Origin of the sequence: Roseobacter sp. FCG-D35 (assembly GCF_033436665.1) — a bacterium.
Taxonomy (GTDB): Bacteria; Pseudomonadota; Alphaproteobacteria; order Rhodobacterales; family Rhodobacteraceae; genus JAWQFO01.
On sequence record NZ_JAWQFO010000008.1, the window covers coordinates 113,661 to 138,020 of the forward strand.

Annotated in this window: 24 protein-coding genes; 9 read left to right on the forward strand and 15 right to left on the reverse strand. The window is 66.5% G+C overall.

Annotated elements, in window-relative coordinates; genetic code table 11:
- Position 1: 1 nt before the first annotated feature.
- The 8 genes from R5H30_RS17680 to R5H30_RS17715 form a co-directional block, all read right to left on the reverse strand.
- Positions 2-1,651: an ABC transporter ATP-binding protein gene (locus tag R5H30_RS17680; protein ID WP_318329909.1), complete on the reverse strand. Its 1,650-nt coding sequence runs from the start codon at positions 1,649-1,651 to the stop codon at positions 2-4.
- The gene (locus R5H30_RS17685; protein ID WP_318329910.1) at positions 1,648-2,460 is read right to left on the reverse strand and encodes an ABC transporter permease; all 813 of its coding nucleotides are present in this window, start codon (positions 2,458-2,460) and stop codon (positions 1,648-1,650) included. Before R5H30_RS17685 ends, R5H30_RS17680 begins: the two co-directional genes overlap by 4 nt.
- Positions 2,461-2,554: 94 nt before the next feature.
- Positions 2,555-3,511: an ABC transporter permease gene (locus R5H30_RS17690; protein WP_318329911.1), complete on the reverse strand. Its 957-nt coding sequence runs from the start codon at positions 3,509-3,511 to the stop codon at positions 2,555-2,557.
- A 13-nt stretch (positions 3,512-3,524) separates the two neighbouring features.
- Positions 3,525-5,114 carry an ABC transporter substrate-binding protein gene (locus R5H30_RS17695; protein WP_318329912.1) on the reverse strand — a complete coding sequence of 530 codons (1,590 nt, stop codon included), beginning with the start codon at positions 5,112-5,114 and terminating at the stop codon, positions 3,525-3,527.
- A gap of 112 nt (positions 5,115-5,226) precedes the next feature.
- The gene (locus tag R5H30_RS17700; RefSeq protein ID WP_318329914.1) at positions 5,227-7,221 is read right to left on the reverse strand and encodes a CocE/NonD family hydrolase; all 1,995 of its coding nucleotides are present in this window, start codon (positions 7,219-7,221) and stop codon (positions 5,227-5,229) included.
- Positions 7,222-7,334: 113 nt separating this feature from the next.
- Positions 7,335-7,781 carry a D-aminoacyl-tRNA deacylase gene (gene dtd, locus R5H30_RS17705; RefSeq protein ID WP_318329915.1) on the reverse strand — a complete coding sequence of 149 codons (447 nt, stop codon included), beginning with the start codon at positions 7,779-7,781 and terminating at the stop codon, positions 7,335-7,337.
- Complete coding sequence (locus R5H30_RS17710; protein WP_318329916.1) at positions 7,781-8,485, reverse strand: nitroreductase; 705 nt, start codon at positions 8,483-8,485, stop codon at positions 7,781-7,783. The genes dtd and R5H30_RS17710 overlap by 1 nt, the downstream gene beginning before the upstream one ends.
- On the reverse strand, positions 8,482-9,606 hold the full coding sequence (locus tag R5H30_RS17715) for a TFIIB-type zinc ribbon-containing protein (protein ID WP_318329918.1): 1,125 nt from the start codon (positions 9,604-9,606) through the stop codon (positions 8,482-8,484). Before R5H30_RS17715 ends, R5H30_RS17710 begins: the two co-directional genes overlap by 4 nt.
- Before the next feature lie 114 nt (positions 9,607-9,720).
- Between R5H30_RS17715 and R5H30_RS17720 the strand changes: the two genes are divergently transcribed.
- Positions 9,721-9,918, forward strand: a complete 198-nt coding sequence (locus R5H30_RS17720; RefSeq protein WP_318329919.1) for a hypothetical protein — start codon at positions 9,721-9,723, stop codon at positions 9,916-9,918.
- A 3-nt stretch (positions 9,919-9,921) separates the two neighbouring features.
- Positions 9,922-10,380, forward strand: coding sequence for a host attachment family protein (locus R5H30_RS17725; protein ID WP_318329920.1), 459 nt, complete (start codon positions 9,922-9,924; stop codon positions 10,378-10,380).
- Positions 10,381-10,391: 11 nt separating this feature from the next.
- On the opposite strand, the gene R5H30_RS17730 is transcribed toward R5H30_RS17725, so the two are convergent.
- The 5 genes from R5H30_RS17730 to R5H30_RS17750 form a co-directional block, all read right to left on the reverse strand.
- Positions 10,392-11,519: an SPFH domain-containing protein gene (locus R5H30_RS17730; RefSeq protein WP_318329922.1), complete on the reverse strand. Its 1,128-nt coding sequence runs from the start codon at positions 11,517-11,519 to the stop codon at positions 10,392-10,394.
- Between the two features lie 24 nt (positions 11,520-11,543).
- Complete coding sequence (locus tag R5H30_RS17735) at positions 11,544-12,506, reverse strand: DUF2927 domain-containing protein (RefSeq protein ID WP_318329923.1); 963 nt, start codon at positions 12,504-12,506, stop codon at positions 11,544-11,546.
- 6 nt (positions 12,507-12,512) lie between these two features.
- Positions 12,513-13,709 carry a toxic anion resistance protein gene (locus R5H30_RS17740; RefSeq protein ID WP_318329924.1) on the reverse strand — a complete coding sequence of 399 codons (1,197 nt, stop codon included), beginning with the start codon at positions 13,707-13,709 and terminating at the stop codon, positions 12,513-12,515.
- 27 nt (positions 13,710-13,736) lie between these two features.
- Positions 13,737-14,621 carry a 5-bromo-4-chloroindolyl phosphate hydrolysis family protein gene (locus R5H30_RS17745; protein ID WP_318329925.1) on the reverse strand — a complete coding sequence of 295 codons (885 nt, stop codon included), beginning with the start codon at positions 14,619-14,621 and terminating at the stop codon, positions 13,737-13,739.
- 239 nt (positions 14,622-14,860) lie between these two features.
- Positions 14,861-15,751, reverse strand: coding sequence for a pseudouridine synthase (locus R5H30_RS17750; RefSeq protein WP_318329927.1), 891 nt, complete (start codon positions 15,749-15,751; stop codon positions 14,861-14,863).
- 62 nt (positions 15,752-15,813) lie between these two features.
- Here R5H30_RS17750 and R5H30_RS17755 point away from each other — a divergent pair, with 62 nt between their 5' ends.
- The gene (locus R5H30_RS17755; RefSeq protein ID WP_318329928.1) at positions 15,814-16,263 is read left to right on the forward strand and encodes a nucleoside deaminase; all 450 of its coding nucleotides are present in this window, start codon (positions 15,814-15,816) and stop codon (positions 16,261-16,263) included.
- A 16-nt stretch (positions 16,264-16,279) separates the two neighbouring features.
- Here the strand turns inward: R5H30_RS17755 and R5H30_RS17760 are convergent, their stop codons facing one another.
- Positions 16,280-16,966 carry a metal-dependent hydrolase gene (locus tag R5H30_RS17760; RefSeq protein ID WP_318329929.1) on the reverse strand — a complete coding sequence of 229 codons (687 nt, stop codon included), beginning with the start codon at positions 16,964-16,966 and terminating at the stop codon, positions 16,280-16,282.
- Between the two features lie 172 nt (positions 16,967-17,138).
- On the opposite strand from R5H30_RS17760, the gene rpiA reads away from it, so the two are divergent.
- From rpiA to R5H30_RS17790, 6 genes are all read left to right on the forward strand, one after another.
- Positions 17,139-17,924 (forward strand): ribose-5-phosphate isomerase RpiA, encoded by a 786-nt coding sequence (gene rpiA, locus R5H30_RS17765; protein WP_318329930.1) that lies wholly within the window; start codon positions 17,139-17,141, stop codon positions 17,922-17,924.
- A gap of 82 nt (positions 17,925-18,006) precedes the next feature.
- Positions 18,007-19,467: an FAD-dependent oxidoreductase gene (locus R5H30_RS17770; protein ID WP_318329931.1), complete on the forward strand. Its 1,461-nt coding sequence runs from the start codon at positions 18,007-18,009 to the stop codon at positions 19,465-19,467.
- 75 nt (positions 19,468-19,542) lie between these two features.
- Positions 19,543-20,769 (forward strand): FtsH protease activity modulator HflK, encoded by a 1,227-nt coding sequence (gene hflK, locus R5H30_RS17775; RefSeq protein WP_318329932.1) that lies wholly within the window; start codon positions 19,543-19,545, stop codon positions 20,767-20,769.
- Positions 20,769-21,893, forward strand: a complete 1,125-nt coding sequence (gene hflC / locus R5H30_RS17780; RefSeq protein WP_318329933.1) for a protease modulator HflC — start codon at positions 20,769-20,771, stop codon at positions 21,891-21,893. The genes hflK and hflC overlap by 1 nt, the downstream gene beginning before the upstream one ends.
- Complete coding sequence (locus tag R5H30_RS17785; protein ID WP_318329935.1) at positions 21,893-22,090, forward strand: DUF2065 domain-containing protein; 198 nt, start codon at positions 21,893-21,895, stop codon at positions 22,088-22,090. The genes hflC and R5H30_RS17785 overlap by 1 nt, the downstream gene beginning before the upstream one ends.
- A 257-nt stretch (positions 22,091-22,347) precedes the next feature.
- On the forward strand, positions 22,348-23,751 hold the full coding sequence (locus tag R5H30_RS17790) for a Do family serine endopeptidase (protein WP_412105151.1): 1,404 nt from the start codon (positions 22,348-22,350) through the stop codon (positions 23,749-23,751).
- Positions 23,752-23,776: 25 nt separating this feature from the next.
- Here R5H30_RS17790 and R5H30_RS17795 read toward each other — a convergent pair whose 3' ends face one another.
- Entirely contained in the window at positions 23,777-24,223 is a 447-nt protein-coding gene (locus tag R5H30_RS17795) for an OB-fold nucleic acid binding domain-containing protein (protein ID WP_318329937.1), read from the reverse strand.
- Positions 24,224-24,360: the final 137 nt, after the last annotated feature.

The window sequence follows — 24,360 nt, forward strand, 5'->3', positions numbered from 1 at the left end:
GTTAGTGCCCCGCGCTTTCCATCTTGCGGTGTTCGATGACCTCTTCCAGCCAGCCCAGTTTCATTTCCGGAACCGATGATAGAAGCAGGTCGGTGTAGTCGTCGAAAGGCGGCGACAGGACCTGGCTTTTCGGCCCGTAGCGCACGACCGAGCCCTTGTACATCACCGCGATGCTGTCGGCGATGGCGCGCACCGTGGCGAGGTCATGGGTAATGAAGAGATAGGCCACGTCCTCGATCTTCTGCAGGTTCAACAGCAGCTTGAGGATACCGTCGGCGACCAGCGGGTCGAGCGCCGAAGTGACCTCGTCGCAGATGATCATGCGTGGCTTGGCCGCCAGCGCCCGGGCGATGCAGACGCGCTGCTTCTGCCCGCCCGACAGTTCCGCGGGGTAGCGGTCCTGGAAGCCGCTGCCGAGCTCGATCTCGTCGAGCAGTTCCTGGATCCGCTTCTGCTTCTCTGCGCCCTTGAGGCCGAAATAGAACTCCAGCGGCCGTCCGATGATCGTGCCGACGGTCTGGCGCGGGTTCATCGCCGTGTCGGCCATCTGGTAGATCATCTGCAACTCGCGCAGGTCTTCCAGAGGCCGCGCCGCGAGATCCGGCGTCAGTGTCCGCCCGGCGAAGGTGATCTGTCCGGTCTTCGGCGGCAGAAGTCCGGTGATGACCCGCGCGAGCGTGGATTTGCCCGACCCGCTTTCGCCGACGACGGCGAGGGTCTGGCCCGGGTGCAACTCGACGCTGACATCCTTGAGCACGTCGAAGCTGGTGCCGCGGTAGCGCGCGGTCACGTTCTCGACTTTCAGCACCGGCTCGGGCGTCGGCTGCTTTTCCTCGTGGCGGATCGAGCGGACCGAAACCAGCGCCTTGGTGTAGTCTTCGCGCGGGGCGTTGATGATCTGGTCGGTGGTGCCGTATTCGACCATAGTGCCCTGCTGCAGAACCATGATGTGATCGCTGACCTGGGCGACCACGGCGAGGTCGTGGGTGATGTAAAGCGCCGCGACGCCGGTGTCGTGGATCGCTTCCTTGATCGCCGCCAGAACGTCGATCTGTGTCGTCACGTCGAGCGCGGTCGTGGGTTCGTCGAAGACCACGAGGTCGGGCTGCGGACACAGGGCAAGGGCGGTCATGCAGCGTTGCAGCTGCCCACCCGAAACCTGGTGCGGATAGCGGTTGCCGATGCGTTCGGGGTCGGGCAGGCCGAGCTTGCGGAACAGTTCGACCGCGCGTGCCTCGGCTTCCTTGCGCGAGAACTTGCCCTGGAAGATCGCGGCCTCGGTGACCTGCTCCATGATCTGCTTGGCCGGGTTGAACGAGGCGGCGGCGGATTGCGAGACGTAGGTGACCTCGGCCCCGCGCAACCGGCGCACGTCGCGGAAGCCGGATTTCAGGATGTCGCGCCCGTTGACCCAGACCTCGCCGCCGGTGATCTCGACTCCGCCGCGCCCGTAGGCCATCGAGGCGAGGCCGATGGTCGATTTGCCGGCCCCGGATTCACCGATCAGGCCCAGTACCTTGCCGCGTTCGAGATCGAAATCGACGCCATGCACGATCTCGATCTCGCGCGGGCGCTCTCCCGGCGGGTAGATCGTCGCGCCGATCTTGAGGTCGCGCACCTTCAGAAGCGGCTGGTTTGCGTCGATGGTCATCCGCGGCCTCCTTTCAGCGAGGTGGTGCGGTTCAGGATCCAGTCCGCCACCAGGTTGATCGAGATGCACAGCACGGCGATGGCATAGGCCGGGTAGAGTGCCGCCTGGATGCCGTAGTTGATGCCTTCCTTGTTCTCCTTCACGATGCCACCCCAGTCCGCCTGCGGCGGTTGCACGCCGAGACCGAGGAAGGACAGAGTCGAGACGAAGAGCACCGCGAAGATGAAGCGCAGGCCCATCTCGGCGATCAGGGGCGACAGCGCGTTGGGCAGGATCTCGCGGAAGATGATCCAGCCGATCTTTTCGCCGCGCAGGCGCGCCGCCTCGACGTAATCCATCACCGTGATGTCGACAGCCACGGCCCGGGCAAGGCGATAGACCCGCGTGCTGTCGAGCAGGCCCATGATCAGGATCAGCATGAAGATCGTCGAGGGCATCACCGACAGCACGACCAGCGCGAAGATCAGCGTCGGAATCGACATCACGAGATCGACGAAGCGCGACAGCGCCTGGTCGACCCAACCGCCGGAGACGGCGGCGAAGAAGCCCAGCACCGAGCCGGTCACGAAGCTGAGGATGGTGGCGGCGGTGGCGATGAAGATCGTCGTGCGCCCTCCGTAGATCATCCGGGTCAGCAGGTCGCGCCCGATACTGTCGGTGCCGATCAGGTGTTCGGGCGAGGACGGCTCCCAGACGTCGCCGACCACTTCGGCCATGCCATAGGGTGCGATCAAGGGCGCGAAGACCGCCATCAGGAAGAAGACCGCGGTGAAGAAGAGGCCGATGAGAGCCCCGAGGGGGATCCTCATGCGATGGCCTCCCATGCCTTTGCGGGGGTCGGTGCGCCGGAGTGCGGTGCGCTAGTGCAACCCCGCGCTTTCGCAAGATATGACTGCGCGGCCTTCATTTGGGGTGCCTCAGGCGCGGGTTCGCGAGGATCGACACGATGTCGGCGATCAGGTTCAACCCGATGTAGACGGCGGCGAAGATGAGCCCGCAGGCCTGCACCACAGGCACGTCGCGCTTGGAGACGTGATCGACGAGGTACTGGCCCATGCCGGGATAGGCAAAGACCACCTCGACCACGACGACGCCGACGATGAGATAGGCGAGGTTCAGCATCACCACGTTCACGATCGGGGCGATGGCATTCGGAAAGGCGTGGCGGCGGATGATCTTGAGCATGCCGAGACCTTTCAGCTCGGCAGTCTCGACATAGGCCGATTGCATCACGTTCAGGATCGCGGCGCGGGTCATGCGCATCATGTGGGCAAGCACGACGAGGATCAGCACCATGACCGGAATCGCGATGGCGTTGAGCTTCTGGCCCAGCGTCATGCTGTCATTGATGATCGACACCGAGGAGAACCAGCCAAGCTGGATCGCGATCCAGTAGACCAGCAGGTAGCCGATCATGAATTCCGGGATCGAGATAGTGGTCAGCGTCACTGCCGAGATCAGCCGGTCGGGCCAGCGGTCCTTGAAGCGCACGGCGATGAGGCCGAGAAAGATTGCCAGCGGCACCGCGATCAGCGCGGCCCAAAAGGCGAGGAACAGCGTGTTCTTGAGCCGCGTGCCGAGGCTTTCGGCGATGTCGCGGCCATTGGTCAGCGCCGTGCCGAGATCGCCCTGCAGGAAGTTGCCGAGCCATGTGAAGTAACGGCTGAGCGCCGGTTCGTCGAGACCAAGCTCGCGACGCAGGTTCGCGAGCGCCTCGGGGGTCGCGGACTGACCGAGAATGGATTGCGCCACGTCGCCGGGAAGGATCGAGGTGCCCCAGAAGATCAGGGCCGAGGCGGCGAAGAGCAGCAGAAGGCCCAGCGCAAGGCGCTGGGCGATCAGTTTCAGGATGGGGTGCATACGCCGAGAACCCTCAGGCGTTGATCCAGCACCGGGTGGCGGCGAAGCCGTGCATCGTCTCGCCGATCGGCGAGCCGGTGTAGCCGCCGACGCGGTCCGACGTTGCCTCAATGAAGTTGTTGAACATCGGAAGGATCAGGCCGCCCTCGTCGCGCACCATGTACGCCATCTTGGTGTACATCTCCTTGCGCTTTTCGGCGTCGAGCTCGCCGCGCGCTTCCACGAGCAACTTGTCGAACTCGGGGTTGTTGAAACGGGTGTCGTTCCAGTCCGCGGTCGACAGGTAGGCGGTGGTGTACATCTGGTCTTGCACCGGGCGTCCGCCCCAGTAGGAGGCACAGAACGGCTGTGCATTCCAGACCTCGGACCAGTAGCCGTCATTGGGTTCACGCTTGATCTCGAGCGGGATGCCGGCCGCCTGCGCGGTCTGCTGGAACAGCGCCGCCGCGTCGACCGCACCCGGGAAGGCGCCGTCGGCGGTGCGCAGGATGATGGGCGAGCCGTCGTGGCCGGAAGCCTTGTAATGCTCGGCCGCCTTTTCGAGGTCGAACGGACGCTGCGGGATGCTCTCGTCGAAGAGCGGGTAGGCGGCATTGATCGGGAAGTCGTTGCCGACCGAACCGTAGCCGCGCAGGATCTTGTCGACCAGTTCCTCGCGGTTGATGGCGTATTTCAGTGCCATGCGCAGGTCGTTGTTGTCGAAGGGCGCGGTGTCGACGTGCATGATGAACACGTAATGTCCGGCACCCGCGGTGCTGACGACCTCGAGGTTCGGCGCGCGGCCCAGCAGTTCGGCGATCTTGGGCTCGACCCGGTTGATGATGTCGACCTGGCCCGACTGCAGCGCCGCGGTGCGCGCGGTGGCGTCGTTGAGAACGATGACCTCGATCTCGTCGACGTGGCCAGTGGTCTCGTCCCAGTGGTTGGCGAACTTCTTGTAGGTGTGACGGATGCCCGGATCGTCGACCTCGACCGTGTAGGGGCCAGTGCCGACACCCGCTGCCGGGTTGTCGAAGCCGCCATCGGGCTGGATCACGAGGTGATAGTCGGCCATCAGGTAGGGCAGGTCGGCGTTCGGGCCGTCGAGCGTGACCGAGAAGACGTCGCCATCGACCTTCATCTCCTTGATGCCGCGCATGATGCCGAGCGCACCCGACTGGCTGTCCTCGTTCGAATGACGTTCCATCGTGCGCATCACGTCCTCGGCGGTCAGCGTCTTGCCGTTGTGAAACTCGACGCCCTGGCGGATCTTGAAGTTCCAGGTGGTGGCGTCGGCGGAGGCCTCGATCTCTTCGGCGAGGCGATTGTCGATGGTGCCGTCCTTGTTCACGTTGACCAGCGTGTCGCCGAAGTTGCGCAGGTTCATGATCGGCACTTCGGACGCCGCCAGTGCCGGGTCGAGGCTCGACGTGCTTTCGCCGCCGGCCATGCCGAGCTTGAGCGTGCCGCCCTTCACCGGATCCTGCGCGCGCGCGCCGGTGGCCAGCATCGCGTTCGCGGCGGCGGCAGTGACTCCGAGCGCCGCGGCGCGGCCGACGAATTCGCGGCGCGTCATCAGGCCCTTGGCCACACGGCTGCTGAAGTAGTCGAGTTGATCTTTCATGATGCTCTCCCGTTGGTTTTTTGCATCTGCTGCATTTTTATTGATTGGCGAGTCAAGCTTGCCGATTTTCCCCCGCGTCGCAAGGTTTAATACCCCGCGACGGCGGCGGTGGCTACAGGTGGTCGCGTGGCACCGAATCCTCGACGCTTCGGTCGTAGATCCGTTTGTCGTTTTCCCACGCCTCGAGCCGCGCGTTGAGGTAGAAGGTCTCGGCATCCGACCACATCTCGCAGGAGGCTTCGGTGCGCAGCAGGATGTCCTCGCGCTCGAGCTCGTCGGTCCAGTGGCACCAGCCGCGCGCGCTGAGCGGGTCGTCGGGGTGGATGTCCCAGCGCTCGCGGGCGACCGAGCCCGAAACGATGCCATGCCCGGCATCCCGGGTCTTGCCGAAATCGTCCTCGATGACGAGGCTGACGATACCGGTGACCAGATCGGTTTCCTGCCTGCGCGTGCTACGGTTTTCGCGGAGTACCTCGTGCGACCAGGGCGGCGCGGCGACGGGCGGCTCGAAGACATGTTCGTCCCGCGTCGCCGTGTCCCGGACCGGCAGGTCGACGCGACCCGATGACAGGGCGAGCGTGACCGGTTCGGGCGACGGCCAGACCAGCGGCCAGTAGGCCGAGGAGACCGCGACGCGCAGGCGATGGCCCTTCGGCACGCGGTAGGCGATGTGGTCGAGATCGAGCGCCACCTCGACACGCGTGTCTATCGGCATCGCACGCGGCGCGGCAGAGCCGTCGCGGTGGCTGAGGTTCAGCACGCCATAGGTGATGCGGGTCGAAGCTCCGTCCGGATGGACGTGGCACAGGCGCACGGCGATCTGCGCTTGGGGCCGGTCGCTGGAAAGGGTCAGCGTCACGCGCGGCGCGCCGACGATGTCGGTATCCGCCTCCAGGGCAGCGCCGTCGAAACAGGCGGAGAGCGCGTCGTCGCCCCGCTGGTCGCCGGGCATTTCGGGACCGAGCCAGATGGCGCAGTATTCCCCGGACGCCGCGCCGCAATGCTGTGGCGAACCTACCGTCGCCGCCAATGTGTCCGGCGCGGGCACCAGACCCGCATCGGTCAGGTGCAGCGTCCGCCTGGGAAGGTGCCCGGTCGCGCCATCTTTCTCGGCGATCCAGCGCCCCGGGCGTTCGGTGTACCATGTCGCCGGTCGCACACCATCCATCAGGTAGGCGCGGTAGTCCGGATCGGCCTCGACGCCGGTGTCGCGGTCCTTGAGCCAGCGATCCCACCACCTCAGCGCTTCCTGCAGGAACCCGATCCGCGGCTCGGGTACGGCGAAATGTGGGTACTTGTGCACCCAGGGCCCGACGATGCCCTTGGCGCCGGGCAGGTTCTCGACGAGCTGCGGCACCGCATTCTTGTAGGCGTCGCCCCAGCCGCCCACGGCCAGCACCTTCGCCGTGATCGCGGCGTACTCCTCGATCACCGAACCATGACGCCAGTAGGCATCCCGGCGCTGGTGGCGCAGCCAGACCGACGGCAGGAACGGCTCGTTCTCGAGCCGCTCCAGCCAGACCGCGCGCCAGTCCTCGGGTCGCAGCGCCGGGTCGGGCGCGCGCGAGGAATAGGACCACATGGTCGCGCCCCAGCCGAGATTCTCGTTGAGCAGGCAGCCGCCCTTGTAGTGGATGTCGTCGGCGAAGCGGTCCACGGTCGAACAGAGCGTGATGACCGCCTTCAGAGGCTCCGGGGCGAGGGCGGCGACCTGCAGTCCGTTGAAGCCGCCCCAGCTGATCCCCATCATCCCGACCGCGCCCGAGCACCAGTCCTGCGCCGCAAGCCAGTCGATCACCTCGACGGCGTCGGAGAGTTCCCGCGGCGTGTACTCGTCCGCCATCAGCCCGTCGCTGTCGCCGTTGCCGCGCATGTCGACGCGGATGCAGGCATAGCCGCGCTCGGCGAACCACGGGTGGGTGAGCGCATCGCGCACCACGGTGCCGTCACGCTTGCGATAAGGCAGGTATTCCAGGATCGCCGGAACCGGGTCGCTGCCGGCGTCCACGGGGCGCCAGACACGGGCCGAAAGACGGCAGCCATCCGACAGCGTGATGCCGAGATCGGCGATCTCTTCGATGTCGCGCAGCGTGTTCCGGGTGGTCATGCGCGGAACCTCAAGGCTGGCCCGCCGGGTGTCAAGTGGGCTGACGCGGCGACAGGATCAGATTCAGGAGAGAGGAGAAAATAAAGTTTGATCAGTTTCTTATGAGGTGAAATTCAACCTACGTCCGTGTTGAGCCAGATCGTGACTGGTCCGTCGTTGATTAGCGACACCGCCATGTCCGCCCCGAAGCGACCGGTCTCGAGCGGAACACCGAGCGATCCGAGATGCTGCGCGAAGTGCAGGTAAAGCGCCTCGGCTTTGTCGGGTTTCGCCGCCCCCGAGAATCCGGGCCTGTTGCCGCGCGAGGTGTCGGCGGCCAGGGTGAACTGGCTGACGACCAGCGCGGCCCCCTCGGTCTGCGGGATCGACAGGTTCATCCGCCCGGCGTCGTCCCGAAACAGCCGCAGCTTCGAGATCTTGACGGCCAGTGCCTCGGCGGTCGCGGCGTCATCGCCGGGCATGGCGCAGACGAGGATCAGAAGGCCCGCGCCGATCCCGGCGATGCGGGTGCCGTCGACATCGACGGCGGCATTCGTGACCCGTTGCAGCAAGGCGCGCATCAATTTCTCCAGTCGATGATTTCGTCGAGCGGCGCGCGCTCGGTCCGGAAGGAATTCGCAGGGTGATCTTCTACCGCGTAGCCAAACGAGATGGCGCAGAGGATCATCCGGTCTTCGGCGATCTTGAAATGGTCGCGCACAGCGTCGGCGTAGAAGGCAATGGCGGCCTGCACGATGGTGTCAACGCCAAGCGCCGTCGCAGCGAGCGTGAAGGCGGTGACGAACCCGCCGCAATCCATCGCGCCGTAGCCAGCCAGTTCGCGCGGCGAGGTGACGATGGCGACATGCGGCGCGTCGAAGAGGTCGTAGTTGCGCATCATCTGCGCGCCCGACGCAGCCCGATCGCCCTTCTGCACACCCACCGCATCGTAGAGCGCCCAGCCGCAGGTGCGCCGCCGCTCGGCATAGGCGCCGGAATAGCCCGACGGGCCCTCCAGATCGAGTTTGCTCGCGTTGTTTGCAACGGCGTCGCGCAACATGTCGCGAAAGCGGTCCGTGGCTTGCGGCGTTGCGGTCACCGCCACCTGCCAGGGTTGGGCGTTGCACCACGAGGGCACCCGGCGCGCTGTTCTCACGATCCGCTCGATGGTGTCGCGCGGCACCGGGTCGGGCCGGAAGGCACGGCAGGAATAGCGCGCGGCGAGAATGTCCTCGAGCGCGTCGATCCGATTTTCCGCCTGCTCCGTTTCGAATGTATCCGTCATTGTTGCGCCATCCCGTAGCCGATCAGGGCAGCGGCAAGCAGTCCGAGGATCACGGCGAATGCCACCTTGATCTTCGAATAGGGCCGTTCGCCCTGCACCTTGCCGGTCTGGCCATTGACCACGAAACGGTAGGTGCGGCCGCGGAACTTGTAGGCGGCAAGCCAGACCGGCAGCAGCACGTGCTTGAAGGTGATCCCGCCGATCTCGGTGCGGATGTCATGCACGCGCTGGCGGTCGCCGCCGATGTCGAAGCGCACGTCACGGGCGATCACCCGGTCCATAATCTCGCGGGCCTCCGTAAAGCCTTCTTCCAGCGTCACCCCATAGCCTTCGGCCCGGAACCCGGCCAGGAACTCGGGCGCGTAGGGTTGCAGCCCGGATAGGTCCCAGGGCTGCAGCGCGTCTGTGAAGGTTTTCGGCAGGCTTTTCGAGGCCAGCACCAACACGTCGTCGAAGAACCGCGCGACGCGGCCCGAGGCGGGACGCCAGCGCACGCGCGGCACCTGCTGACGCATGCGCTTGCCGTCGCGGACCACGGTGACTGTCTCGAAATAGACCGTGCCGCGTTCGCCGCTGTAGGCCGATCGCGTGTCGGCGTCGAAGGTCCAGTAAGGCACGTAGATGCCCTGCATCCGACGCCCCTTGCGGGCGTAATCCTTGAGCCCGCCGGGCGCGAACCAGAGCCGTCCCAGCCAGTCGGTCATCGCCTGCCGCGCGACCGTTTCGGACAGCACGAAGGGCAGCACGCCGCGCGGTTTGATGTGGCGGTGTACACCGGTATCGGTGACGAGCGGCGTGGCGCAGAACGGGCATTCTGTGGCGTGGATCTTCTCGTCGACTTCGACCTCGGCGCCGCAATTTGGGCACTTGTCGACCCGGGTCTCCTCGAACTCGGCCTCGGGCAGGGCCTTTCGCGTGGCGGCGCGAAAGTCGAGCTCGGCGATGGGATGGACCGGCGCGCGATCGTTGAGCACGGCGGTGTTGCCGCAATGATCGCAGAGCATCGTGCCGGTGCCGGGATCGAAGCGCATGTCGGCACCGCAGGTGTCGCAGGGAAAGCGGTGATCCCGTGTCTGCTCGCTCGCCGCCATGCCGCCTGCGTCCTCTGCCGTGTCGTCCATCTCTTCGCCCGCCGAACCGGGGCAGTCAACCCGGCGCGACGCCCCGCGCCGGCGCGGAACAAGCCGGTTCGGCAAGCGTTTTCCAGGTAACCGTCAGCAGACATGGAGGACGTCATGACCGACGACACCGACCGCAAGGGCGACCGCGAAACCGACGAGGTGCTCGGCGCCGAGGGGGCTGTCTCTCAGGGTGGCCGCGCAGGCGGGCGTCTGGCCCGCAAGATCGGCACGCGAGACGAGCTCAAGCGCGCATTCGAGCGTCCCGCCGGCGCGACGCGCGTCACGAAGTCAGATGAGAAAGAAGAGGACTGAACGATGGCCGAGCCGAAAAACGAAACCTGGATTCTTGTCGCTGACGGTGAAAAGGCGCTGTTCCTGCGCAACGAGGGGGACGCGGACTATCCGAACTTCCAGGTCGAGCGTCAGGAAGAACAAGAGAACCCTTCGACCGGCGAACAGGGAGCGCACCCGCCGGGTCGGATGCACGACGGCGGCCCCGGCCAGAAGTCGGCGCTGAGCGACACCGACTGGCATGCGCTGGAGAAAGAGCGCTTCGCACATGACCTTGCCGACATGCTCTACAAGATGGCGCACAAGGGGCGGTTCGACCGCATCGTTCTGGTCGCCAGTTCGACGGTCTTGGGCGAGTTGCGCGATAAGCTTCACCAGGAGGTGACCGAACGTGTCGTCGGCGAGATCGACAAGGTTCTGACGAACCACCCGCTCGACGAGATCGAGAAGCTGGTCCAGAAGGAGCTTCAGAGCGCCGCCTGACGCGGCGGCTCTTAGCTGCCGGGTGGCGGTGGTGGCAGGATGGTAAAGAGCCGCGCCAGTTCTTCCACGTCCTCGGCGCGTTTCCAACCGTCCTGGCCGGCCGTCCAGACGTAGGTGTCGCGGGTCAGGCTGCCGCCGGCGACCATGCGCCCCATTGCGGCCCGCGAAAACGGACCCTTCGTCTCGCCGTTCTCGGCGGTATGCCAGACCTTTTCGACCGGTGGCGGCGGCGGCGCTGGAGGGGCCGCACTCGGGGCCGGGGCTTGCTGCGGCGCGGGCCGGGGCCCCCAGGGGCCGGATTCGGCTACGCTGCGCCCGACCTGCATGCCGAGCCCAGCGCCGATGCCCGCTTGGATCGCCGCCGATCCGGCGCCGTCGCGTCCGAGCGCCTCGGCCGTCTGGAATTGCGTGTACTTGTCCAGATCACCGACCATGCCCATCGACGTGCGCTTGTCGAGCACCGCCTCGACCGCCGGCGGCAGCGAGATATTCTCGATGTAAAGCTCGGGCATCGACAGCCCGTATTCCGCGAGTTGGGGGTCGGTTTCCTCGGCGACCAGCTTGCCCAGTTCGCGGGTGTTCGCGGCCATGTCGAGCACCGAGATGTTCGACCGCGCCAGCGTCCTCGAGACCTCCTGCACCAGCACGTTGCGGATCTGGAACGTGATCTCGTCGGTGGTGAACTCGCCATCCGTGCCGACGATCTCGGTCATGAAATGCGCCGGATCCGAAACGCGGATCGAATAGGTGCCGAAGGCGCGCAGGCGCACCGCGCCAAACTCGGGGTCGCGGCAGATGATCGGGTTCTTCGTGCCCCATTTCAGGTCGTTGAAACGGGTGGTGTTGACGAAATAGATCTCGGACTTGAACGGGCTGCGGAACCCATGATCCCAATGCTGCAGCTTGGTCATGATGGGCATGTTGTTGGTCTCGAGCATATAGAGACCCGGCGAGAAAACGTCGGCGATCTGCCCCTCGTGTACGAAGACCGCCGCCTGACCCTCGCGCACCGTCAGCTTCGCGCCATACTTGATCTCGTGGCCCTCGCGCTCGAACCGCCAGACGATCGTGTCGCGGGTGTCATCGGTCCAGTGAATGACGTCGATAAATTCGCCGGAAAGAAAGTCGAAGATGCTCATGACGGTCGGTCCTTTGTCGTGAAATCAGAGCGCCGGGCGCCCGACGAGTTCGTTGGCGATGGTCCGGGTCACCGGGCGCGCTTCGTTCGCGGTCATCCCGGTCGACAGGCGCGCATCGTACAGCATTTTCAGCAGCAACTCGTCTTGCCGGGTGAGCAGGGCGAATTCGTCGTCGTCGTTGAAGATCGACGGACGCGCCTCGGGGCTGTCGTTGGCGATGCCGAGACCCTGGGCCAGTTCCTCGTGGATGCAGCTCAGCCGCAGCAGGTCGGGGTTCTCGCCACGGATCAGCGCCACGGCGGCGGTATAGGCGTTGGGATCCGAGCCGAGCGCGAAGGCCGCCACCACGCAATAGGTGTCCCGGCGCAGGTCGACCAGGGCCGAGAGGCTGTCGGCGGTCAGGCCCGGAATTTCCGCTGCCGCCTGTCTCAGCGCATCGGCGCGGTCGTCCTCGCCGGCGAAGATCACGGCGAAGTTGGGCCGCCCGCCGACCGAGACGGGATGGCCGGTCAGGCGTGACAGGCGTGCGGCATAGGCCGCAACGTCCTTGCTGTCCTGCATGCGCTGCGACGGCATCACGGCGGTTCCAAAAAACACCTTCATGCGCACCGGTGCATTCCAGCGTCGCAACGGGCTGGGCCCGCCGCGTCCGCGAAACGCACTGTCATATTCGTTGTAAAAGACCAGACGCTCGAAGTTGCGCGCGAGCATTTCGGCCGTGAACGGCGTGTCCGGCCCGCCGCCGTCCTGGCGCAGCAACCCTTGGGTCAGTTGCGCCGACTGCACCTGCGCGAGATAGCTGCGCAGCTCGGCGCTTTCGGCCGAGGTCGGGGTGACCTGCACCGGCACGCCGCCAGAGCGCTCGGGCGGGCGCTGCGGCGGGGCGCTGACCGCAGGGGCGGCGGTCTCCACCGGGTCGCAAGCGGCCAGCAGCAAGGCCGCGCAGCCCGCCAGCGCCGTCCGGAGGATGAGCCTGCCCCGTGCCATGGTGCCTCAGGTCGGAACCGAGGTCGCCGCGGTGTCGCCGGTGCCCGTCGCGCGCGCCTTGGCCGAGGCCAGCGTGTCGCGCAGCTTGGCTTCCATCTGCTGCAGCTCCGCCTCGGCCGCCGCACGCCGCGCCTTGCCCTCGTCGGCGATCTGCAGGCTTTCCTCGATCGTGCCGATCAGGTCGGCATTGGCCTGCCGCACCGCCTCGATGTCGAAGACGCCGCGCTCCATCTCCTCGCGGACGATCTTGTTGCTGTCGCGCAGGTTCTTGGCATTGGCAGTCAGCAGGTCGTTGGTCAGGTCGCTGGCCTCGCGGACCGCCCCCGCGGCTTCGGCCGAGCGCTGGATGGTGACCGCCTGGGCCAGCTGCGTCTCCCAGAGCGGGACGGTGTTGACCAGCGTCGAATTGATCTTGGTGACGAGGCTCTTGTCGTTCTCCTGCACAAGCCGGATCGAGGGCAGGGACTGCATCGTGACCTGCCGGGTGAGCTTGAGGTCATGCACGCGCCGCTCGAGATCGTCGCGCCCGGCGCGCAGGTCGCGCAACTCCTGCGCCACCATCACCTGGTCGTTCTCGGGCGCGGCATCGACTTTCTTGGCCTTGGCTGGGATCACGTCGGTGTCGAGTTCGGCAAGCTTTGCTTCACCGGCAGAGATGTAAAGAGCCAGTTCGTCGTAGAATTGCAGCGTCTTCTCGTAGAGCAGGTCGAGCGACTTGATATCCTTCAGCAGCGTGTGCTCGTGTTCCAGCAGCTCACCGGTGATCTTGTCGATCTGGCCCTGCACGTCCTCGAACTTCGCGGTGAACTTGGCGAAAGGAGCCGCGCGACCTAGCAACTTTTCCCACCAGCTGCGTTCCCGCCGGACGTCGAGTTCCGAAACCGAAAAGCCGCGCAGTGTGGTGACGATCTCGCGCAGGGAATCTCCCGCCGGACCGACGTCCTTGTTGCGAACGCCGCCCAGCATCGCCTGGCTGATTTCCTGCAGTTCCGCCTGTGCGCGTGATCCGAAGGACACGATGGAGTTGGTGTCGCCGATGTCGATCTCTTCCATGCGCTTGCGGATTTCGGCGCTGGCCTCGGGACCGGCCTTCTCCAGCGGCACGACCTCGCCCGCATCCGCGGGTTCGGGCAGGACGACCGCGTTGACCTCGTCGACAAGTGCCGCGGACTGCTCGGCTTTTTCGCGGGGCGTGTCAGGCATGGTGAAATCCTTTCGTGGGCGAGGCGGTCATTCGGGCCGGACCCCCTCGCGTTTCAGTCGGTCCCGCAGGACCTCGATCTCGATGTTCAGGTCCGACCTGTCGTCGAGCAGCAGTTTCTTGGTCCGGCTGTCGAAGTTCCGTTCCAGATCGTCGAGCAATTCAAGGTAGTCGGCGCGCGCCTGGGCATCGCGGTTGCGCGCATAGATGTCCGCGAACTTGACCGTCGCGTCGCGCGCGCCCATCAGGTAGACGCCAAGGTACTTGCGCGCCGCGGTCAGGTCGCGCGGGTCTTCCTCGACCGTGCGGATCAGGGTGCGCGCGGAGGCCTGGAAGCGCTGCATGCGCGCCTCGACCTGCCGGTCTCCCGCGCGTTTCAGCGCGTCGCTCATCGCCTTGAGGTAGGCTTCGGCCTCGTCGACGACGCGCGCCACGCGATCCTGCTGGAAACTGTCGACGCCATCCATGCCCTTGTTCTTCATCGGGTCGAGCCCGAAGGCGAGGATGTGAAGCACCAGCGTCGCACTACCGAAGATCACCGGCGCGACAAGACCGGGTTCGTGGCTCCAGGCCGACAGGGTGATGCCGAAGCCGGCGAGGACCGCCGCCAGCATCTTGCGCGGCAGTGCCGGGCGGCGCGCGACCTTGCGATCGGCATAGGCGGCCTCGGCCTCGAGACCGCCGCGTATCAGCCAGGCGCCGAGCGCGAGGCTGCCTGCCCCAGCGAGTCCCGCCGCAAGGCTCACGGCACCGCCGCCGAAGGCAAAGACCAGAGCCGCGATCGGCGGCAGGAACATCAGGTTGGCGCGCGCGCCGACCGGGTCGATCCGCGCGCCGTCGAAAGTCCCGCGCGGGTCGTGCGCATCGTCCCCTTGTGGCTGCGGGCTGTATTTTCCGCCGTAGCGCTGGGCCATGCCGTCAGAGTCCCCCGATCAGTCCCGTGGTGACGCCAAGCATGAGCACGATCAGGGCGAGATAGGCTATTTTCTGGAACGACGTCGGTGTCATCTGCCCCCCAAGGCGCCCGGTCCGGTACATCTTCCGATATAGGGGGTGTCGCAGCGTCGCGCCAGTTCAAACCGGGTGCAAGGCCCTGCAACGGATGGAATAAGCCGGCGAGGCGCCCACGGCGGCGGCTAGATCTGCGACAGGGTCAGCCGGGTTTGCGCGGCGACCGGCGCGACGCACCGCGGCCCGGGCCGCCCGACATTTCGCGCCGCGCGCGACCGCCCGTGCGATCCTTGGCCGGTTTCGGGCCGCCCGGGCGGCGGGGCTTGGGTTTTGCCGTGCCGACCGGCTCCGGTGTTTCGAGGCCAAGCTGGTCGCGCACGATCTTGCGCCGCACTTCCTCGACCGCGCCGGGAGCCAGCTCGCCCAGCTGGAACGGGCCGTAGCTGATCCGGATCAATCGGTTCACGGTCAGCCCGACGGCGGTCATCGCGCGCCGGATCTCGCGGTTGCGTCCCTCGCGCAGCCCGACGGTCAGCCAGGCATTCGCCCCCTGCTGCCGGTCGAGCGCCACGGTCATCGGCTGGAAGCGTTCGCCGTCGATTTCCATACCGCTTCGCAACGGCTCCAGCGACGCCTCGTCGGGCCGGCCGTTGATGCGCACCCGGTAGCGCCGCAACCAGCCGGTCGCGGGCAGTTCCAGCCGGCGCTTGATCGCACCGTCGTTGGTCAGCAGCAGCAGGCCCTCGGAGTTGAGATCGAGCCGCCCGATGCTCATCACACGCGGCATGTCCTCGGGCAGCGCGGAGTAGATCGTGGCGCGCCCCTTCTCGTCGGAATCGGTGCTGACCAGCCCCGCAGGCTTGTGAAACAGCCAGATCCGCGGCGGCTCGGCCTCGGCGATGGGCTGGCCGTCGACATGGATGCGGTCGACGTCGGTCACGTTCAGCGCCGGGCTGTCGATGGTCCGGCCGTTCACCGCCACGCGACCCTCGGCGATCATGCGTTCGGCCTCGCGCCGGCTGGCGACGCCGGCGCGGCTAAGGACCTTTGCGATGCGGTCGCCGTCCTGGGACGCTGGGGGCTTGTTGCTCATGGCCTCGCCTTAGCCTGTTTGCCCGGCTTGCGGAAGGGCGCGCTTTGCGGGCATTGAGGGCCATGACCTTCACCTCGCACATGCAGGATGCCCTCGCCGAAGCACGCGCCGCCGCCCAACGCGGCGAGGTGCCGGTGGGCGCGGTGGTGGTGGATCCCGCGGGGCAGGTGGTCGCCCGTGCCGGCAACCGGACGCGGGAGGCGAGCGACCCGACAGCGCATGCTGAAATCCTCGCCCTGCGCGACGCCTGTGCCGCCGCCGGATCGGAACGCCTGCCGGGGCACGCGCTCTATGTGACGCTGGAGCCTTGCGCGATGTGCGCCGCGGCCATCGCGGCGGCCCGGATCTCGCGGCTTTACTACGGGGCCGCGGACCCGAAATCCGGCGGCGTCGCCCACGGCGCGCGCGTCTTCGCGCATCCGCAGGCCCACCACGCGCCCGAGGTCTATGACGGGATCGCCGCGGACGAGGCCGAGCGGTTGTTGCGCGACTTTTTCGCCGCGCGCCGCTAGGCGACGCCTGGCCGGCTCAGACCTCGATCGCGATCATTACTTCGGGCTCGATCACCCGGACCCCGGGCAGCGCTTCGAGCAGGTCTGCGGCCGACTGCTCGAGAAGTGGGAATGTCTTGTAGTGGCAGGGGATGAGCGTTTCGAACGAGAAGTATTTCTTCGCGGCATAGGCCGCCTGCGCCATGTCCATGGTGAAATGCCCGCCCGCCGACAGGATGCCGATGTCGGGCCGGTAGTAGTCGCCGATCCAGTCCATGTCGGCCATCAGGCCGGTGTCGCCCGACAGGTAGATCGTGTGACCCTCGCCGCGGATCACGAAGCCGGTTTCGCGTCCCGCCGGTGCGGAGCCGTCTGGCAGCGAGTTGGAGTGCATCGCCGGCACCATCGACACGGCGACACCGCCCAGTTTGATCGTTCCGCCGATATTGAACCCGGTGGTCTCGAGCCCCTCGGACTCGCCGAAATGCGTCATCAGCTCGACCATGCCCGAGACCGGTGCGTCGGTCCGCTTCGAGATTTTCACGATGTCGGAGGCGTGATCGAAATGGCCGTGGGTGAGCAGGATGTTTGTCGCGCCTTCGATGGCCTCTGCATGGCGGTCCTCGGGCAGCATGGGATTGCCCGAGAGCCACGGGTCGATCAGCAGGACCTGGTCCTCGATCTCGATCCGGAAACTGCCGTGGCCGAGCCAGATGATCTTCATGAAATGTCTCCCTCGTCTGTATCCTCATCGCAGCATAGCGCCCCGGACGCGGGAATCGACCGCGCAGGGGCGGAGTGACGGCGACATCGCGCGCGCCGCAATCTCCCCGCCGCCCCTCGCGCCCGGGGCCGGGCTTGCCTATAACCCGGCAAACGGTATGGGGAATCGGATCATGGGCGAAGAACTGGCGCCGATCGACAAGGCCAAGTACGCGGCGGCGCGGAAGGCTTCGGAAATGATCGAGGACGGGATGCGGGTCGGTCTCGGCACCGGCTCGACGGCGGCCTGGCTCGTCAAGTGCCTTGGCGAACGGGTCCGGGGTGGGATGCGCATTCGCGGCGTTCCGACCTCGTCGCGCACCGCCGATCTCGCCCGCGAGGTCGGCATCGACGTGGTGACGCTCGACGAAGCGCGCTGGCTCGACGTCACCGTCGACGGGGCCGACGAGTTCGACGCCGATCTGAACCTGATCAAGGGCGGCGGCGGGGCGCTTCTGCAGGAAAAGATCGTCGCCACCGCCAGCGACCGGATGGTCGTCATCGCCGATGCCGGCAAGGCGGTCGAAACTCTCGGCGCCTTTCCCCTGCCGATCGAGGTCATCCCCTTCGGCTGGCAGGTCACCCGAGCACTGGTCGAGGAGACGCTGGTGTCGATGGACGTGCTGGGCCGCGAGACCGCGTTGCGTATGGACGGCGACGCGCCCTACCGCACGGACGAGGGCAATCACATCCTCGATTTGCACCTCAAGCGGATCGGCAACCCGCGCCAGCTGGCCCTGGTGCTGAACCAGATGCCGGGCGTGGTCGAGAACGGGCTCTTCATCGACATCTGTGACACAGTGGTCATCGGCCACGGCGACGGGCGCGTCGAGGTGCGCGACATCACCGACGGGACGATCTCGGCGGGACGGGTCGAGGTCGACGAGGCGGACAACCTGTTCAGCGACCTGTCGGAGTGAGGCGCGGCGGCGCGGCGTATGGCCTTCGCGGACGCATGTGCCTATACCTGCGCCGCGTGGCCCGGACTGAGCGAGACGAGCGATGAGTGAATTCGACTATGACCTGTTCGTGATCGGCGGCGGCTCGGGCGGGGTGCGCGCGGCACGTGTCGCGGCCGGCGAGTGCGGGGCATCGGTGGGCCTTGCCGAGATGGACCGCTACGGCGGGACCTGCGTGATCCGCGGGTGCGTGCCGAAGAAGCTGATGGTCTTCGCCTCGGAATACGGCGCCATGGCGGACGAGGCCCGCGCCTACGGATGGGACATGACATCCGGCAGCTTCGACTGGAGCGCATTCCACGGCCACCTGACGTCCGAGCTTGACCGGCTCGAAGCGGTCTATCGCAGCCTGCTGAAGAACAGCGGCGTCGAGACCTTCGACGCGCGGGCCGAGATCGTCGATCCGCATACCGTGAAACTGTCGACCGGCGAGACCCGGCGTGCCAAGCACATCCTGATCGCCACGGGCGGTCGCCCGGTCCGGCCGGAAATGTCCAACGCGCATCTAGGCATGGTGTCCGACGATATCTTCCATCTCGAGAAGCTGCCGAAATCGCTGCTGATCGTCGGCGGCGGCTACATCGCCTGCGAATTCGCCGGGATCATGAACGGGCTCGGCGTCGAAGTGACGCAGTTCTACCGCGGCGCGCAGATCCTGCGCGGTTTCGACGAGGAGGCGCGGGGGCTTGTCGCCGAATCCATGCGCGACCGCGGGATCGACCTGCATGTCGGGACCAACGTGCTCGAGATGGGCCGCAAGGGCGACGCATCCAGCGGCGACGGCGGGCCCGGCTCGGACGCGGCGATGGGCATGCCGGCGCAGGAAAGAGATCACGGCGCCGGCGTCGATGAGGCCGGGGACGGACCGATCCGCGTGAAATCGACTCACGGGCACGAGCGCGACTTCGATGCGGTGCTCTTCGCGACGGGTCGGGTGCCAAACACCGCCGACATGGGGCTCGCTGCGGTCGGTGTCGAGCTTGGGCGCAACGGACAGGTCGTGGTCAACGAGTACAGCCAGAGCTCGGTGCCCTCGATCTACGCCATCGGCGACGTGACCGACCGCGTCGCGCTGACGCCGGTGGCGATCCGCGAAGGCATGGCCTTTGTCGAAACCGTGTTCAAGGGCAACCCGACACCGGTGGATCACGACCTGATCCCCTCGGCCATCTTCACCCAGCCCGAGTTCGGAACCGTGGGCCTGAGCGAGGAAGCCGCGCGCGACCAGGAGCCGGTCGAGATCTACTGCACGTCGTTCCGGCCCATGCAAAGCGCCTTTGCAGGCAGCGACGAGCGTGTGATGATGAAGCTGGTGGTGTCCAAGGAGAGCCGCAAGGTTCTGGGCTGTCACATCGTCGCACCCAACGCGGGCGAAATGATCCAGCTGGCCGGGATCGCGGTCAAGATGGGTGCCACAAAAGAGGATTTCGACCGGACGGTCGCGGTCCATCCGACCATGTCGGAGGAGATCGTGACCATGCGGAACCCCGTGCGAACAGCTTGATTTCGCGGGCTTCGATCACACCTAGGAACCAGGCGGCAGTGCAGGGACACGCTGCGCAGGAGGGAAAGTAGATAGATGGCAGGTAACTCAGGCGGCCCCTGGGGGGGCGGCGGAAACTCCGGCAACGACAAGCCCGGCGGGTCGGACCGCCCCGGCGGCAACGGCGGTGGACGCGGTGGCGGCGGGCGTGGCCCGCGCGGAGACGGACCGCAGATTCCCGAGATCGACGAACTGGTGAAGAAAGGCCAGGAACAGTTGCGCGTGCTCATGGGCGGGCGTGGCGGCGGCCCGCGCCAGCCCAACGGCGGTGACGGCGGCGGCAATGGCCCGCGCTTTACCCGTGGCACCATCGGGCTTGCCCTGCTGGGCGGGATCGTGCTCTGGGGCATGGCGAGCCTTTACACCGTGCGGCCAGAACAGCAGTCGATCGAGCTGTTCCTGGGCGAATTTCACGACATCGGCACCGAGGGTCTGAACTTCGCACCCTGGCCTTTCGTGACGGCGGAAGTCTTCGACGTGACGACGAACCGCACCGAAGAGATCGGCGTGCGCCGCGCCGGTGGTGGCAACGACGGGCTGATGCTGACCACAGACGAGAACATCGTCGACATCGATTTCCAGGTGGTCTGGAACATCAAGAACGCCCGCGACTTCAAGTTTTCGCTCCGCGAGCCCGACGAATCCGTGCGCGCCATTGCCGAGTCGGCGATGCGCGAGGTCATCGCGCAGTCCGAGCTGGCGCCGATCCTGAACCGCGACCGCGCCTCGGTCGAAGCGCGCGTGCGCGAGCTGATCCAGGGCTCGCTCGACGACAAGGAGACCGGGATCAACATCATCCGCGTCAACTTCAACAAGGTGGACCCGCCAAGCCAGACGGTCACGGTCACGGATGCGCAGGGTCGCACCAGCACGGTCTCGGTCATCGACGCGTTCCGCGACGTGCAGGCCGCCGAGCAGGAGCGTGACCGGGTCGAGCGCCAGGCCGACGCCTACGCCAACCGGCGCACCGCCGAGGCGCGCGGTGAAAGCGCGCGGTTGCTGGAAGCCGCCGAAGGCTATCGAGCCCGCGTCGTCAACGACGCCGTCGGTGAGGCCAGCCGCTTCGAGGCGGTGCTTGCAGAGTACGAAGAGGCGCCGGAAGTGACCCGCAAACGCCTCTATCTCGAAACCATGGAAAAGGTACTGGGCGACGTGGACAAGGTGATCCTCGAGAGTGATGGAGGCGGCGGCGGCGGACAGGGTGTCGTGCCCTACCTGCCGCTCAACGAGTTGCGCCGCGGCGCGGCCGGAGGGTCGAACTGATGCGGCGTGGTGGATTTCTGATACCAGTCCTGATCGTCGCGCTGGTCGTGGTGCTGTCGTCGATCTTCATCGTCGACGAACGCGAGAAGGTCCTGGTTCTGCGCTTCGGCCAGATCAAGCAGGTTCGGACCGATGCCGGGCTCGGCTTCAAGCTGCCGCTGCTCGACGAGGTAGTGCGCTTCGATGACCGTATCCTCAGCCTCGAGACCGAGCTGATCGAGGTGACGCCGGCTGATGACCGGCGCCTCGAGGTGGACGCCTTCGTGCTCTACCGCATCGGCGACATCGTGCAGTTCCGCCAGGCGCTCGGCGCCGACGGGGTGCGGCAGGCGCAGATCCAGCTTGCCGGCATTCTCGACGGTCAGATCCGGGCGGTGCTCGGTGCGCAGGGTGTCACGTCGAACACGATCCTGTCGCCGGAACGGGCGGCGCTGATGGAGCAAATCCGCGAACTTGCGGATTCGCGTGCCGAGGCACTTGGGCTCGATATCGTCGACGTGCGTCTGCGCCAGACCAACCTGCCCGAGCAGAACTTCGACGCGACTCTGCAGCGGATGATCGCGGAACGCGAACGCGAGGCGACCGACGAACGCGCCCGCGGCCGCGAGGCGGCGCAGCGGGTGACGGCACTTGCCGACCGGACCTACGAGGAAATCCTCTCGGAAGCCCGCCGCGACGCGCGCATCATCGAGGGTGAGGCCGACGCCGAGCGCAACCGCATCTTCGCGGATGCCTACACCAAGAACTCGGAGTTCTTCGAATTCTACCGGTCGCTGACCGCCTACGAGCAGGCGCTCAAGGGCGAGAATTCGAGTATGGTGCTGTCGCCCGACAGCGAGTTCTTCAACTACCTGCGCAGCGATCAGGGTGCGCGGTCGGCAGAGGGCGAACTTGGCGCGCGGCGGGGCACCCAAGGTGGAAGCCGCGCCTCCGTCGAAGCGACCTCTGCGTCCTCGGAAAACACTGCCGAGGAGACAACGGCGGCGGACACGCCCGGCACCGACCCGGTCGGCAACACCGATGGCGCCGTCGACGGCGACGCTTCGGAAACGGGCAACGATGACACCGCGACCGACACCTCGGAGGGGGACGCGGCGACGGATCCGGCGACCCAGAGCAACTGATGTCGACCGTCCTGCTTGCCCTCGGGCTGGTGATGATCGTGGAGGGGCTGGCCTATGCGCTGGCCCCTTCGCTTGTCGAGCGCATGCTCGAGATGCTGCGCAGCCTGCCGGAGGCCGCGGTGCGGCAGGTCGGGATGCTCTGCGTGGTCGGCGGGCTGATCTTCGTCTGGTTCGCCTCGCGGCTCGGCGCGTTCTGAGCGGTGCGCGCGCCCTGTGCGACGCGTTCACGCTTTGGTAAACTCGTGTTGAAACTGTCCCGGGCGACCGCATCTTTGCTGTTGCATGCGCAAATGGCCGGAGTCAGGCTGTTGCCATGCTTGAATTAGAAGTGCGGGCCCGTCCGGCCCATGACCCCGCGACGTTCAGGAGAATACCCATGCAGCCACAGGCGCTTTCCACCAGCTTACCGGCCCGCGGGCCTCGGACGGGGGCGCCGGTGCTGGCATTCCTGTCGATGGTGTTACTGCTGGTCTGGTCGCTGGCGGCGTCCGCCCAGCAAACCAGTCTCGCGCCGCTGGCAGAGCAGATCAGCCCTTCGGTGGTGAACATCACGACCTCGACGACGGTCGCCGGGCGTACCGGGCCGCAGGGGATCGTGCCCGAAGGCTCGCCGTTCGAGGATTTCTTCCGCGAATTCCAGGACCGCAACAACGACGGCAACCGCGCGCCGCGCCGGTCCTCGGCGCTGGGATCGGGTTTCGTGATCTCCGAAGACGGCTTCGTGGTCACCAACAATCACGTCATCGACGGCGCCGACGAAATCACCATCGAGTTCTTCTCGGGCGAGGAACTTCCGGCCGAGGTGGTGGGCACCGATCCCAACACCGACATCGCGCTTCTGAAGGTGGAAACCGACGAGCCGCTGCCGTTCGTGAGCTTCGGCGACAGCGACGTCGCGCGGGTCGGCGACTGGGTGATCGCGATGGGCAACCCGCTGGGGCAGGGCTTCTCGGTCTCCGCCGGGATCGTCTCGGCCCGCAACCGGGCGCTCAGCGGCACCTATGACGACTACATCCAGACCGATGCCGCGATCAACCGCGGCAACTCGGGCGGGCCGCTCTTCAACATGAACGGCGAAGTGATCGGCGTGAACACCGCGATCTTGTCGCCCAACGGCGGCTCGATCGGCATCGGCTTCTCGATGGCCTCGAACGTGGTCACGCGCGTCGTCGACCAGCTGCGCGAGTTCGGGGAAACCCGGCGCGGCTGGCTGGGCGTGCGCATCCAGGACGTGACCGAGGACGTGGCCGAGGCGATGGGCCTCGAGAAAGCCGCCGGTGCGTTGGTAACGGACGTGCCCGACGGGCCGTCGAAGGACGCCGGGATCGAGGCCGGGGACGTGATCGTGAGCTTTGCGGGGACCGAGGTCGAGGACACGCGCTCGCTTGTGCGCCAGGTTGGCAACAGCCCCGTGGGCGAGTCCGTGCGCGTCGTTGTCATGCGTGACGGTCAGACCCAGACGCTGAAGGTCGTGCTTGGGCGTCGCGAGGACGCTGAATCCGACGATCCGGAGGTGTCGGAGGAAGAGCTTGAGGACAGTGCCGCGCAAAGCAAGGACATGCTCGGCCTGACGATCTCTCCGCTCAACAGCGACCTGCGCGAGGAACTCGAGCTCGACTCCTCGGTTCAGGGGCTTGCAGTGACGGCGGTCGACGAGGTCTCGGAGGCCTTCGAGAAGGGGCTGCGCATCGGCGACGTGATCACCGAGGCCGGCCAGCAGAAGGTCACCACCATCGCGCAGCTTGAAGAGCGTGTACAGGCGGCGCGGGACGCGGGGCGCAAGTCGATCCTGCTGCTGGTGCGCCGCGCCGGCGATCCGCGCTTCGTGGCATTGTCGCTGGAGGAGGCGGAGGAGTAATCCTCACGTCTTTCGGCGAAACGGTTCAGGGCGTCCCGTCGGGGCGCCCTTTTTCATGCCGCGCGACCGGGGCCGCGCCGGCGTGCGGGCGGAAGTCGGGGTCGGCCAGCAGGTCGAGCATCGGCGAGATGTCCTCGATCGTCTCGGCCAGCACGTGGGTCACGCCGTGATCGCGCTGCAGCCGACCGGTCACGCGCAGCATCCGCCCCGCGATCACCGCGCGGCGGAAGCGTTCGTAGACATGGCGCCAGACGATGACGTTCACGACGCCGGTCTCGTCCTCGAGGGTGACGAAGATCACCCCCTTGGCCGTGCCCGGGCGCTGGCGCAGGATCACCAGCCCCGCCACCGCGATGCGGGCGCCCTGCGGCGGCTCGTCGAGCCGGCCTGCGACCAGGCAATGCGGCGGACGCGGCCAGTCGGGCCGGGGAAAGGCTTGCGACAGGGGCGGGGCGGTGGCGCGATCGAGCATGAGAACAAATATAGAACATATGGACGAGCGCGCAAGTCTCGCAGCCCTCGCCTCAAAATCCCCGACCTCTCGCAAAAGGGGCTGGAATCCCCTATATGCGCCCGGTAGACAGGTACGGATCGACCGAAAGGGCAGGA